The organism is Streptomyces griseicoloratus, assembly GCF_014534645.1.
In the GTDB taxonomy this organism is placed as follows: domain Bacteria; phylum Actinomycetota; class Actinomycetes; order Streptomycetales; family Streptomycetaceae; genus Streptomyces; species Streptomyces griseicoloratus.
The window spans coordinates 1-12,724 of the sequence record NZ_JACVQF010000109.1; the positions used below are offsets into that span (position 1 = coordinate 1).

Sequence of the window (12,724 nt, forward strand, 5' to 3'; positions counted from 1 at the left end):
GGAACCACCCGTGTCACCCCCGTTGACCGAGGTCAGGGCACCGCCACCGGTGTGCACGCCGCCGTGGGGCTTGCCGTGGTCACCGTTGGAGTAACCCTTGTCCTTGTCGTCGTCACCCTTCGAGCAGCCGTTGTCCTTGTCGTTGCCGCCGTTCGAGTAACCCTTGTCCTTCTCGCCGTCGTGGCTGCTTCCGTTGTCCTTCTCCTTGCTGTAGGAAGAGTCGTCGTGGTCCCAGTCGCTCGCCACCGCGGAGACGCCGGGAACGGCGACCGCGAGGGCGGCCGAGGCCGCCGCTGTGGCCAGGATCCTGCGAGCAGAACGCATCTGAGGTTCCTTCCGTCCTGCCCGAGCAGCTGGCACTTCGTCAGCACTGGTAACTCGGGCCTGACGTGATTTACCGTCAGTCAGCCGCCCGTCTCGCACCACTCGGAGCGCTCAGGCGGGTGAACCTCCAGGGCGTACGGGGGGTTTTCCCGGGGCTTCCGGGTCCGCCGAACGGCGTACGGTGCAAGGGGGTCCCCACCGGACGCGGTGCTCGCGCCACCCTCCCCCTCCGAGGACCAACGCCCGTGCCGGGCCGTCGAGTTGGAGCTGACACAGCCGTTCACCGGTGGCGCGGTCAATCCGTCGTGCGAGGGCGCTTGGCGGTCCGTCAGGCCCTCACACCTCCTCTGCCTCGTCGTGTGTCGTGTCGAGGACCTCGGGCTCCTGCATGCGTGAGCCGGGCGCCGCGCGTTCGGGATCGGCGGGGCTGCACGTGGACTGGTCCGGCGGGGGCGGCCTCGTGTCGCCGGGGGCACCGACGCCGGCGGCGGGCAGGCCCAGGGCGAGCAGGGCGACGTCGTCGCCGCGAGGCGCGATGCGGGCGAGCAGTTCGTCGCAGAAGTCGTCGATGCTCCGCCCCGCCAGCCGTCGGGCCAGCACGCCGGCGTGGTGGCGGAGCTTGGCCATGCCGAGGTCGATGGGACGGGCACGGCTCTCCACCAGGCCGTCGGTGTAGAGCAGCAGGATGCTCTCCGGCGGCAGGTCCTCACGCGCGTCGGGCCAGTCCAGTCCGAGGCGGAGCGTGGCGCTCATGCCGATCAGCGGGCCGTGGCCGCCCTCCAGGAAGCGGGTCTCGCCGTCCCTCATGACCAGCAGGGGCGGCGGATGGCCGGCGTTGACCCAGTGGAGCTGCCAGGGACCGCCCTCGGGGCCCTCCACCCGGGCGAAGACGACGGTGGCCATCGGGGCGTCGCTGGTGTTGGTCACCGCCTCGTCCAGGCGGTGCATGACCAGGCTGGGGGGCTCCTGGTGGTCCCAGGCCAGGGCGCGGAGCATGTTGCGGACCTCGGCCATGTGGGCGGCGGCCTTCAGGTCGTGTCCGACGACGTCCCCGATGACCAGCGCCATGACGCCGTCGCCGAGCAGGAAGGCGTCGTACCAGTCGCCGCCGACCTCCATGGCGCTCTCCGCGGGCCAGTACCGGGCGGCCATGCGGACGTGGTTCACCTGCGGGAGGGGGGTGAGCAGCTGGCGTTGCATGGTCTCGGCGACGTTCTGCTGCTCGTGGTAGAGCCGGGCGTTGTCCATGACGAGGCCGACACGGCGGCCGATGTCCGCGAGCAGCGCCGTCTCGGCGTCGGTGTGGGCGGGCGAGTCCCCGGTGCGTGCCACGGTCAGGATGCCGTAGGACCGTCCTCGGGTGCGCAGCGGCACGGCGACCGCCGTGTGCCCGCCGAGGCGCTCGAACAGCACCCGGTGGGTGGCGGCGAGGGGTTCGTCGGGGTCGTGGAGGAGTTCGTCGCCGGTCAGCCGCACCGGGCGGTCGCCGTTGATCAGCCGGTTCACCGCCACGCGAGCCGGTTCCGGCAGCGACGTCACGGGTCCGCGCAGCCGGCGGGCCCGGTGGGGGTGCTCGCTGCTGCGGACGGCGACGCGTTCCAGGACGTCCCGCTGGGCCGAGCACACGTCGACCGCGGCCCACTGGCCCAGTTCCGGCACCAGCAGCCGCAGCAGCCGGCGGATCGTTCCCTGGGTGCTCTCGGTGGTGATCAGCACCGTGGAGACCTCCGCGAGCAGGTGCAAGCGGGTGGTCAGCGTCTCCAGCGCGGCGGTCCGGGCCGCCGTGTCCTCGACCGCGCTGCGGTGCAGGGTGAAGTCGTGGAACACGACCACCAGCCCCGCGCGCCGGCCGTTGCGGATCAGCGGGGTGGTGGTCCAGATGATCGGCACCGTGGTGCCGTCGGCCCGCAGGAAGTACTCCTCGCTGCCCTCCTCCGCGGGCGCCTGGTACAGCGGCCTGCGCAGCGTGCACCGCTCGCGCGGCACGCGGCTGCCGTCGGCGTTGCGGTGCAGCAGGTCGTGGGCGTCCTGCCCGGCCATCTCCCGGGCCGACCGGCCCAGCAGGCGCTCGGCCCAGGGGTTCACCGAGGTGACGCGGCCGGCCGTGTCGAGGGTGAGGACGCCGGCGCCGAGGTCGCGCAGGACCTCGCGGGCGAACTCGGCCTCAGGAACGCCGTCCGCTTCTCCGTGGCCGGGTTCCTCGTCCTGGCGGTGGCTCGTCCAGCGTGGCCTCACAGCCCTCACCTTCCCGATGCCCCCGTCGGGTTCCCCCGGAACCCGGAGTGAACCTGCCCGGGACGAGCCGGTGGGCAGGCCCGCCGGGCGGCAGGCACCCGGTCACTCGTCGCCGAGCCCCGCCTCGCGGGCGCGGACGATCGCCTCGGCGCGGCTGGCCGCCTGCAGCTTGGCCAGGATGTTGGACAGGTGGTTGCGGACGGTCTTCGGGCTGAGCGTCAGACGCCGGGAGATCGCCAGGTTGTCCAGTCCGCGGGCCACGAGGTCCAGGACCTCGTGTTCCCTGGCCGTCAGTCCCGGCAGGGGGGCCGGGCCGCCGCCGGCGGGGGCCCTGCCGGTCAGATGGGCGACGGCCCGGGAGGCCACGGCGGGGCCGAGGATCACCTCGCCGTTGGCAACGGCCCGGACGGCCCGTTCCACCTCGGTGGGCGACGCGCCTTTGAGGAGGTACCCGCGGGCCCCGGCCCGCATGGCGGCGAACACCGAGTCGTCGTCGTCCAGCATGGTGACCACCAGGACGGATGTGTCCGGCCGGATCCTCAGGAGCTCGCGCGTGGCCGCGACGCCGGACGGCGCGCGGTCGCCCAGGTGCAGGTCCATGACGACCACGTCCGGCTGCCAGACGCGCGCGGCGGTGAGCGCCGACTCCATGGACTCCGCCTCGGCCACCACCGCGAGTCCGGGCAGTGAGCCCAGCAGTGCGGTCATGCCCATGCGGAACACCGGGTGATCGTCCACGACGACGATCCGCAGGTGCTCCGCCGCGCCTTCCCGTCCGCTCGCGACCGGCTCGGTGCCGGCTCCCATGTCACCGCCTCCCCGTCCGGCCCCGTCCGGGTCCCGTTCCGGCTGCCCCGGCGCGGGGAGCCGCCGTTCACGCCCGGCCTCCGCCCGCCGGTGCGCCCGTCCGTCCCCGGCCCTCGCGCGGTGTCCCTCCCGGCCGCAGGGGCAGGCGGAGCACGACCCGGGTACCGTGCCCGTCCTCGCCGGGCTCCCAGCCGATCGTGCCGCCGAGGGCCTCGGCCCGTTCCCGCAGGGACTGGGTGCCCACTCCGTCACGGCTCCCTGGGCCGATGCCGCGGCCGTCGTCCACCACGGTCACCAGGAGCAACTCGGGCTCCCGGTTCTCCACGGTGACCGCGCAGGTCCGCGCCCCGGCGTGCCGGACGACATTGCGCAGCGCCTCCGCGACGACCGCGTAGACGGTGCCGGAGACCTCGCGGGGCGGCTCGGGCCCGTCCTCTCCCGCGGCCGGTGTCCGGTCGGTGCGTACGACGACGGTGAGGCCGTCGGCCTCGTGGCGCATCGCCAGTTCGCGCAGCGCCGGCATCAGGCCCAGTTCCGTCAGGACGGGCGGGAACAGCCCGCGGGCGAGGACGCGGACCTCCTCGACCCGCGCGTCGACCTCGTGGCGCAGCCGGCCCAGCAGCGGGCCGGCCGGCGAGTCGTCCGGGAGCAGGTTGCGGGCGGCGGCCAGTCCGAGGCCGATCCCGGCGAGGGCGGGGCCCAGCTGGTCGTGGAGTTCCCGGCGCAGGGCCCGGCGCTCGTCGTCGCGGGCGGCGGCGAGCCTGCCGCGGGACTCGCGCAGTTCGCGGGTGACGGCGGCGAGGTGCACGGTGGTGGCGACGACGGGCGCCACCTCGTCGAGGGCGGACCGGGCGCGCCGGTCGAGCCGTTCGCCGGGCCGCGCCGTCACCAGCATGCGGCCGGCCGTGCGGCGGCGGACCACGAGGGGTACGACCACGGCTTCGGCGCCCGCCGGGGCACCGACCGCGACCCGTGTCGTCCCGTCCTCGTCGACGATCCGCACCGAGCCCAGGTTGAAGGACGCGGCGATGCTCTCCGCCATGCCCGTCAGCGCCTGCTCGGGACCGGCCGCGCTGCCCAGGTGGCGGCCGACCTTGCCGAGGGCGGGCGCCGCGGCCTCCCCGTGCACGAGCCGGTCGACGCGGCGCTGCAGCCAGCTCCTCGCGGGCTGGACGACGGCCGCCGGCACGGCCGTCGCCAGCACCCTGCCCGGCGTACCGTCGCCCGGCAGCAGCAGCCCGAGCACGGCGACCGTGCAGAGGTACCCGGCGACGAGCAGGCCGGTGAGCAGCCACCACACGAGCGCCCGGCTGACCACCAGGTCGATGCCCCACAGCCGCCCGCCGAGCACCACCACCAGGACGGCCGCCGGGAAGAACGCCTGGGAGGCCAGGTGCGTCAGGGGGGTGAACAGGCGCAGCGCGGCCGGCCCCTCGCCCGCGAACAGCACCAGGGGCAGGAACGTCAGCGCCACCAGGGCCGTGCCGATGGCGAGCCAGCCCAGTCCCCGGCCGGCCGGGTCCCGCATCCGGCGGCGTACCGCGTGAGCCGCCGCGACCAGGCCGAGCGCCACCACGCAGCCCAGCAGGATCCGCTGTGCGGGCTCCGCCCATCGGGCCCACCCGGTGTGACGGACGGCGAGCGGCGCGTACGGCTCCGCGGCGGGCCACGGCCACGGATCCGTCAGCCGCACCGCAAGCAGTCCGGCGATCAGCACGACGCCCGCGGCGATCGCCGCCCGCGACGCGCGGGACGGCGCCCGCTCCGACAGCAGGTGGGGAACGACCAGCAGGAGGGCCAGCGTCCCCGGCACCCAGGCCGTGCCCTGCAGCACGGACCAGGACGGCGGCAGCGCCCCGGCGTCCCGGTCCCGCGCCCACAGCGCCACCGCCTGCGCGGTGACCGCGGCCACGCCGCCGCCGACCGCGGTCAGCGCCACCAGCCAGGCCACCGGATGCGTCCGCCGGGACAGGACGACGGCCGCCACCAGGCCGTACACCAGCGCGTCCGCGGTGTCCACGACGAAGTACCACTGCGTCGCGTCCCACGGCGCGTCCGCCAGGACCATGAGGACCAGCGCCGTGGCCGCGAGGCCCCAGGCCGTCACGAGCACGGCGACGGCGGAGGCCCGACCGCCCCCGCCGTGCGTGCCCTGCCGGGCCGTCATGCGTGCTCCCCGTCCCCCACGGGGCAAGGCTCCCAGCAGACGGTGCGGTTGTCACCGCACGAGTGCCCGTACTGCGACCGACGCGGTGGGCCCGCTGCCGTGTACGGCGTAGGCGGGCCGCCGCGCCCGTCGGCGGGCCGGCCGCGTCAGTCGAGGCGCCGGCTACGTCCGAAGGCGAACGCCGCCCCGAGGAGCAGCAGGTACGGCACGCCCACGAACAGGGCCATGTACTGGAACGGGGTCAGCTGGGTGACCAGCAGCAGGAGGCCGAACACCAGGCTGGCGACGCCGATCCACCGGCTCACCGCGCCCTGCCGGAAGGCCGCGACGACGAGCGCGGCCGCGGTGAGCAGCAGTCCCGCCCACGCCCAGCCGTAGGTGCCGAGCTGGGCCAGTTCGCCGACGACCGTGTCGGGGTCGGTGTCGTCGGCCATCCGCAGGTTGTGGAACGCCTCGGTGCCCATGCCGGCGCCGACCAGGCTCATCACGGCGACCAGGAGCATGCCGAGGCCGGCGAGTGCCGGTACCAGGCTGCCCGCCGGGCACTGCCGGTCCAGCCTGCGCCGCAGTCCCGCGCCGAAGACCGCCGCGCCGAGCGCCGCCGCGGTGAACGCGACCTGGGTGACGAACACCCACCACATGGCAGAGCCGTCGAGCCGTTCCACCATGCGGGCGTTGTCGGCGATGTCGGAATCCTCGTAGGGCCACAGCGGGCCGGACGCGACGAACACGGCGAGGCCGCCGAGCGCCGTGACGATGCCTCCCCAGGCCCAGCCGCGGGGCTCGCCACGGGGTGCCGCCGGAGGAACGGTGACGGCCCCCGGGGCGGACCCGGTGGAGGGCGGGTGTGACAGCGGAGCGGACATGGTTTCCCCCATGGTCGGTGCGGGCCGGCCTGCGACCGGCCGGCTGTCGGACGTACCCGGCCACCGTGGCCGTCCCGGTGTCCCGGGCGCATGGGGCGGGAGTCCCGTCCTGCCGGGCGGGACAGGCACCGTGAGGCCCATGGGGACGACGGGGCGGCCGGCCGGCCCGTCAGCGGACGGAGACGCTGTCGTGGTGCGGGTGGGCGGCAGCGGGCCCGGCGGGGTGACCGGCGTCCCGGGAGCGGCCCGGACGGAACGGCCACCAGATGCCCCGGCCGAGAAGGGCGGCGAGAGCCGGCACCAGCACGATCGACAGGACGAAGGCCGACAGCACGATGCCGACCGCCGTCGCGAAGCCGATCTGCTGGGTGGAAGGGGCGGCGTTGACGGCGAGGCTGCCGAAGGACGCGGCGAGGACGACACCCGCCGTGGCGATGGCGGGCGCGGTGTGGCGCACGGCGCGGGCGACGGCGGCCTGGGCGGGTCCGGGGCGGGCCATCTCCTCGCGGATGCGGTCGCCGATGAGGATGTTGTAGTCGGTGCCGAGCGCGACCACGAAGAGGAACAGCACCAGCGGCAGGACGAAGTTGACGCCCGGCTCGTCCATCAGGTGCTGGAAGAAGAGGGCGGAGGCGCCGAGGGTGGCGGCGAAGCCCAGTCCCACGGCGGCCATGAGCACGGCCGGGGCCGGCAGGCTGCGCAGCAGCACGAGCAGGATCAGCGCGATCAGCGCGGCGGCGACCGGGAACACGATCTTCAGATCGTGGTCGACGGCGGTGGAGACGTCCGCGAAGATCGCGGCCGTGCCGCCGACATGGGCCTTGGCCCCGGTGGGCGTGTGGGCCGCCACGGTGTCGCGGACGGGTCCGGAGACGAGGTCGCGGGCCTGTTGCGTCTGGGAGTCGACGCTGAGGTAGAGGTCGATGCGGGCCGCGGTGCGGTCGTCGGTGAGGACGGTCTCGCCGACCCGGCCCACTCCGTCGACCTTCGCCAGGGCCGTGGGCAGGGCGTCGAGGGCCTGTGCGGTCAGGGTCCGGCCGTCGTCCGCCGTGATGTAGACGGTGGCCGGGTCGGACACCCCCGCGGGCAGGGCGCGGGCGATCTCCGCGGAGGTGGCGGCGGCCGGCGTGTCGTGCGCTCCGCCGGTCTGGCCGAAGTCCATCCGGATGCCGGCCAGTCCGGCGGACAGCGCGCCGAGCAGGGCGACGCAGGCCAGCACGAGCGCGGCCGGGCGGCGGGCCACCAGGTCGCCGACGCGGGCGGCCGTGCCCGGCCGGGGCTCGCGCCCGAGGGCACGCGAGGGCCAGAACATCCCGCGCCCGGTGACCGCGAGGAGGGCGGGCATCAGGGTGAGGGCGGCCAGCAGCATGACGAGCACCGACACGGCGATGGCGGGGCCGAGCACCCGGAACTGTCCGAAGGTGGCGACGCCGAGGGTGGCGAACGCCGCCACGATGGTGAGGGCGGCCGAGGTGATGGCGGTCCCGGTCCTGGCGCCGACCTCGGCGGCCACGGCGCGTGCCGGCCGGTCGGGGCGGAGCCGGAGCTCTTCGCGGAAGCGGAAGAGGAGGAAGAGGAAGTAGTCGACTCCGATGCCGACGAGTACGACGTTGATCATGCTCGGCGTGGAGGCGTCGAGCTCGACGCCGGTGAGCAGCGCGGTGCCCACGACCGTACCCGCGGCCGCGCCGCCGACGACGGAGACCGCGAGCAGGGGCACGAGCGCGGCCGCCACACTGCGGAACACCAGGATGTTGATCAGCACGATCAGGCCGACCATGACCAGACCGACGACCATCGTGGTGGTCTCCTCGGCCTCGGTGGTGTCGACGAGGTCGGCCAGCCCGCCGGCGAATCCCGTGCGCATCCCGGCCTCGGCGAACTCGTCCTTCACCTGGTCGCGGAAGGCACGGTAGAAGTCGTGCATGCGGGGGTCGGTGGAGTTGCCGGTCAGCTGCGCGGTCAGCAGTTCGAAGGTGCGGTCGGGTGCCACCAGGGCGGGGGCGACCCGGGGGGTCTGGGAGTAGTCCTCGGACAGGAACGCGGGATCGCCGTCCTTGGGCTCCGGCATCTCGACGCGGCGGTGCCCCAGCCGGTCGGCGATCGCGCCGATGCGGTCCTGGTCGGTGGCGGTGAGGGACTTGCCGTCGGTGCGTGCGACGAGCACGGTCACGGCGTTGGCGTCGGGCTTCGTCCCGAACCGTTCCTCGGCGACCCGCAGCGCGGCGGCCGAGTCGTACTCCGCGGGGAGGAAGTCGCCGCTCTGGGACTGGGTGACGCGGTGCACCAGCGCCTGGCCGAGCAGGGTCAGCAGGATGCCCAGCACCGCCCAGGCGGCGATGACCTTCCAGGGGTTGCGGGTGGAGAGCCCGGTCAGGGCGCGGATCACGTCGTCCTCCGTCGTCGGGTGGGTGCGCCGAGTCCTCGGCGGGCTTCCAGCTCATCAGCGGACGGGGCGCGCATCGTCCGCGTGCGGGACGAGAACGGGACCGGGAGCGTGGGCCGGGCGGGAGGGCCGGCCAGGACCCTGGTCCCAGAGCGGGATCGGCCCGCGGGCCCGGGGCGGGGCCGGTGACCGGTGCGAGACTGGGTCACGAGACGACGGGTGTGAGGCGCCGGCAGCGGTCGCCGGAACGGCTGCGGAGAGGACCGGAGGACCGGAATGTCGAGTTCGCCCCCCGCCCCCGGGGTGCCGGGTGCGCGGCCCGGCACTGACGCGCTGCCCTGGACGCGCAACGACGCCCTGGTCACGGTCGGCGCGGCGGCCGTGGACCTGATCGGCTTCACGCTGAACAGCCACTGGGAGCTGGGGCACGTCCCGGTGGCCGGGTGCGTGCTCATGGTGGCGTCCGCGCTGCCGCTGCTGGCCAGGCGCCGTGCCCCGGTGCCGACCCTCGGCGTGGTGCTGCTGCTCGGGGTGGTACTGAACCTCGTCGTGCCGATGACCCAGCACTTCAACGCCTCGGTCGTGGTCGCGCTCTACACGGTCGTACGCACCCGGCGCGCGGTCGTGGTGGTGCCGGCGTCGCTCGCCGCCGTGACGGTGCCCCTGGTCGGACAGCGGTCGTGGCCGACGCCGCCGCTCATCGATCTGGTCGCCAACTGCGCCGCCGGCGCGGTCGTGATCATCGCGGCGACCGTGATGAACCACTGGCACCGGGACATCGAGGCCAACCGCAGGCTGCTCGCGGACCGCGCGGTGGCCGCCGAGCGGCGGCGCATCGCTCGCGAGCTGCACGACATCGTGGCGCACCACATCACGACCATGCAGCTGATGGCCGGGGGCGCCCGGGCCAACCTGGCCCGCGACCCGGAGGTGGCGAGGGAGGCCCTGGTCACCCTGGAGGGGGCCGGGCGGATGGCGTTGCGCGAGATGCGACAGCTGCTCGACGTGCTGCGGGCCGGGGACGAGACGGAGGAGGAACCGACCGCGCCGCAGCCCGGCGTCGGGGACGTGGAGCGCATCGTCGGCGAGTCGTGCCGGGCCGGGCTGCCCACCACGCTCGACGTGCGGGGCGAGCGGCGCCCGCTCCCGCCGAGCGTGGGCCTGACCGTGTTCCGGATCGTCCAGGAGGCACTGACGAACGCGCGCAAGCACGCCGGTGAGGCGCGGGCGCGCGTGCGGCTGACGTACGAGCCGGACGGCATGGTGGTGGAGGTGTCGGACGACGGCACGGGCCCGGATACGGGTGCCGGGACCGGGTCCGGATACGGTCTGGTCGGAATGCGGGAACGGGCCGTGCTGCTCGGCGGAACGCTGGAGGCCGGTCCGCTGGACGGGGGCGGTTTCCGGGTGTCGGCCCGGCTGCCGACGAAGACCGACGAGGGGGCGGTGCGATGAACGGGACGGCGGACGCCACGGTGGGCGGACGGGCGATCAGGGTGCTGATCGCGGACGACCAGCCGCTCGTCCGGCGCGGACTGGCGCTGATCCTCACGCCCGACCCGGCGTTCGAGGTGGTGGGCGAGGCGGGGGACGGCGAGGAGGCGGTGGCCCTCGCGCACCGGCTGCGGCCCGACGTCGTCGTGATGGACATCCGGATGCCCGTGCTCGACGGTGTCGCCGCGACCGCCCGGCTGGCGCGGGAACTGCCCGGGTGCAGGGTGCTGGCACTGAGCACCTTCGACATGGACGAGTACGTGGTCGCCGCCCTGCGCGCGGGCGCCCACGGCTTCCTGCCGAAGGACGTCTCGCCGGAGGAACTGGTCGCCGCGGTCAGGGTGGTGCACACCGGGGAGGCCGCGGTCGCGCCCCGGCTGCTGACCCGGCTGATCGCCGCGTACGTCAGGGCCCCGCACCGCGCCGGGCCGCCCGCCGTGGCCGTGGACTCGGGCGAGCTGACACCGCGCGAGGCGGAGGTGTGGCGGCTGATGGCCAGGGGCCTGGACAACACGGAGATCGCGCGGGCGCTGGACATCAGTGTGTCCACCGTGAAGAACCACATCACCGCCGTCTTCGGCAAGCTCGGCGTCCGTGACCGGGCCCAGGCCGTGATCGCCGCGTACGAGACGGGGCTGGTCGAGGTCGGCACCCAGGGCTAGTGGCGGGCGGACGGGTCGTCATATTCGGTCGCTCCGCGGGAGGGGTCAGGCTAGCTTGACGCGGTGACCGAGCTGCGAACCGACCGTCTCGTCCTGCGCGGATGGCGCGAATCCGACCTGGAGCCGTGGGCGGCGCTGAACGCCGACCCGGTGGTCCGTGCGTACTTCCCGCAGGTGCTCACCCGGGAACAGAGCAACGCCTCGGCCGCCCGGTTCCAGGCCGACCTGGACCGGCGAGGCTGGGGATGGTGGGCGGTGGAAGTGCGCGCCACCGGCGAGTTCATCGGGTTCACGGGGCTCGATCCGGTGGAGGAGGGCATGCCGTTCACCGGTGTGGAGGCCGGCTGGCGGCTGGCCCGCCCGGCCTGGGGACACGGCTACGCCACCGAGGCCGCCCGGGCCGCGGTGGCCTTCGGCTTCGAGAACCTGCGTCTGCCGGAGGTCCTCGCGGTGACGGCGGCGGCCAATCTGCGTTCGCAGGCGGTGATGCGCCGCATCGGCATGACCACCGATCCGGCCGACGACTTCGACGACCCGGGCGTGCCCGAGGGGCCGCTGCGCCGGAGCGTGCTCTACCGGCTCCGCGCCGGGGCTCCGCGTCCGGCCGCGGATGCGAGGACGGATTCCTGAGCGGCCACCGAGGCCGCCCTCCGGGGCTGCCCGCCGGGGCTCCCCACCGAGGCCGCCCGCCGGGCTGCCCGCCCACCCGATACACTCCCCGCCATGGGCGTCTCCTGAGCAGTCGGACAGAGTCCGCAGCCATCCCGCCCGGCCGCCGCCGGGCCGCTTCGCCGTGCCCCGCACGCTCACTCAGGAGACTCGACGACACCATGTCCTTCCCCTCCCCCTCCCCCGCCCCGTCCGCCTGCCCCGCCCTGGACGCCCGCATCGAGCGGTTGCGGGAACTGGCACGGGCCGACTCCCGCCTCGAAGGCGTCCTGCTCTACGGGTCCTGGACCACGGGCGAGGCCGACGCCCACTCCGACATCGAGGCGTACCTCTACGTCCGCGACGAGCACGTCGACGACTTCGACGGCCCCGCCTTCGTGGCACGGCTCGCGCCGCTCCAGCTCGCCTACACCAACATGTACGGCATCCTCGCCGTCGTCTTCGACGACCTGATGCGCGGCGAGTTCCACATCTGTGCCGCCGGCGCCGGCATCGAGGAGGTTCCCACCTGGGAGGGGATGGTGCACCTGCCCTCTCCCGAGAAGGCCGTGCTGCTGGACCGGACGGGCCGGCTGACCCGGGCGGCCGAGCGCCTGGCCCGCTTCCGTCCGCCGGAGCCGGTCACCACCGCCCGGCAGCTCACCCACGAGCTGGCGAACTGGACGCTGATGCTCGCCCACGTCCTCGCGCGCGGCGAGGTGGCGCGCGCCCACGCGCTGCTGCACTCCGTGATCGCCCCGCAGCAGCTCCAGCTCTGCCGGCTCCTGCGCGGCACCACCGCTCACTGGCTCACTCCCAGCCGGGCGCTGGAACAGGACCTGCCGGCGGCCGACCGGGACCGCTACACCGGGACCACGGCGGCGGCGCGGAGCCAGGAGGTGCGAACGGCGGCGCGGAACAGCTGGCGCTGGAGCAGGGACCTGGCCGCCGAGGCCGCCGAGCGCTGGGGGATCGACCTCCCCCGCGAGCTGCACCGGCGGATCGGCGACCTGCTCGACGACCGTCGCTGACCGCGGCCGGCGCCCCCACCGGGCTCAGGGCCGGTGGCCGGCGGCCTCCCGGTGCGGGTCGTCGGCCAGCAGCACCTCTGCCGCCGAAGACTGGGGCCGACCGC

Annotated in this window: 9 protein-coding genes and 1 pseudogene; 4 read left to right on the forward strand and 6 right to left on the reverse strand. The window is 74.7% G+C overall.

The window, feature by feature from the left end; translation table 11 throughout:
- The 6 genes and pseudogenes from H0H10_RS03190 to H0H10_RS03215 form a co-directional block, all read right to left on the reverse strand.
- Positions 1–324: pseudogene (locus H0H10_RS03190) on the reverse strand (hypothetical protein); the annotation flags it as partial.
- A gap of 336 nt (positions 325–660) precedes the next feature.
- Entirely contained in the window at positions 661–2,559 is a 1,899-nt protein-coding gene (locus tag H0H10_RS03195; protein WP_373566794.1) for a SpoIIE family protein phosphatase, read from the reverse strand.
- Positions 2,560–2,661: 102 nt separating this feature from the next.
- On the reverse strand, positions 2,662–3,366 hold the full coding sequence (locus tag H0H10_RS03200; protein ID WP_188179248.1) for a response regulator: 705 nt from the start codon (positions 3,364–3,366) through the stop codon (positions 2,662–2,664).
- A 67-nt stretch (positions 3,367–3,433) separates the two neighbouring features.
- Complete coding sequence (locus H0H10_RS03205; RefSeq protein WP_188179249.1) at positions 3,434–5,533, reverse strand: ATP-binding protein; 2,100 nt, start codon at positions 5,531–5,533, stop codon at positions 3,434–3,436.
- 146 nt (positions 5,534–5,679) lie between these two features.
- Positions 5,680–6,399 carry a hypothetical protein gene (locus H0H10_RS03210; RefSeq protein WP_188179250.1) on the reverse strand — a complete coding sequence of 240 codons (720 nt, stop codon included), beginning with the start codon at positions 6,397–6,399 and terminating at the stop codon, positions 5,680–5,682.
- 169 nt (positions 6,400–6,568) lie between these two features.
- Positions 6,569–8,788, reverse strand: coding sequence for an MMPL family transporter (locus H0H10_RS03215; protein ID WP_188179251.1), 2,220 nt, complete (start codon positions 8,786–8,788; stop codon positions 6,569–6,571).
- A 273-nt stretch (positions 8,789–9,061) separates the two neighbouring features.
- Here H0H10_RS03215 and H0H10_RS03220 point away from each other — a divergent pair, with 273 nt between their 5' ends.
- The 4 genes from H0H10_RS03220 (at position 9,062) to H0H10_RS03235 (ending at position 12,620) form a co-directional block, all read left to right on the forward strand.
- Positions 9,062–10,240: a sensor histidine kinase gene (locus H0H10_RS03220; RefSeq protein WP_188179252.1), complete on the forward strand. Its 1,179-nt coding sequence runs from the start codon at positions 9,062–9,064 to the stop codon at positions 10,238–10,240.
- Complete coding sequence (locus tag H0H10_RS03225) at positions 10,237–10,941, forward strand: response regulator (RefSeq protein WP_188179253.1); 705 nt, start codon at positions 10,237–10,239, stop codon at positions 10,939–10,941. Before H0H10_RS03220 ends, H0H10_RS03225 begins: the two co-directional genes overlap by 4 nt.
- A gap of 63 nt (positions 10,942–11,004) precedes the next feature.
- The gene (locus tag H0H10_RS03230) at positions 11,005–11,571 is read left to right on the forward strand and encodes a GNAT family N-acetyltransferase (protein WP_188179254.1); all 567 of its coding nucleotides are present in this window, start codon (positions 11,005–11,007) and stop codon (positions 11,569–11,571) included.
- Between the two features lie 200 nt (positions 11,572–11,771).
- A complete protein-coding gene (locus H0H10_RS03235) occupies positions 11,772–12,620 on the forward strand; it encodes a nucleotidyltransferase domain-containing protein (RefSeq protein ID WP_188179255.1) in 849 nt (282 codons plus the stop codon).
- Positions 12,621–12,724 lie beyond the last annotated feature (104 nt).

What these genes read in the sequence shown, in the direction of transcription:
- H0H10_RS03200 (WP_188179248.1), bottom strand. Translation starts at nt 3,366, where the DNA reads ATGGGAGCCGGCACCGAGCCGGTCGCGAGCGGACGGGAAGGCGCGGCG.
- H0H10_RS03205 (WP_188179249.1), bottom strand. Translation starts at nt 5,533, where the DNA reads ATGACGGCCCGGCAGGGCACGCACGGCGGGGGCGGTCGGGCCTCCGCC.
- H0H10_RS03220 (WP_188179252.1), top strand. Translation starts at nt 9,062, where the DNA reads ATGTCGAGTTCGCCCCCCGCCCCCGGGGTGCCGGGTGCGCGGCCCGGC.
- H0H10_RS03210 (WP_188179250.1), bottom strand. Translation starts at nt 6,399, where the DNA reads ATGTCCGCTCCGCTGTCACACCCGCCCTCCACCGGGTCCGCCCCGGGG.
- H0H10_RS03225 (WP_188179253.1), top strand. Translation starts at nt 10,237, where the DNA reads ATGAACGGGACGGCGGACGCCACGGTGGGCGGACGGGCGATCAGGGTG.
- H0H10_RS03235 (WP_188179255.1), top strand. Translation starts at nt 11,772, where the DNA reads ATGTCCTTCCCCTCCCCCTCCCCCGCCCCGTCCGCCTGCCCCGCCCTG.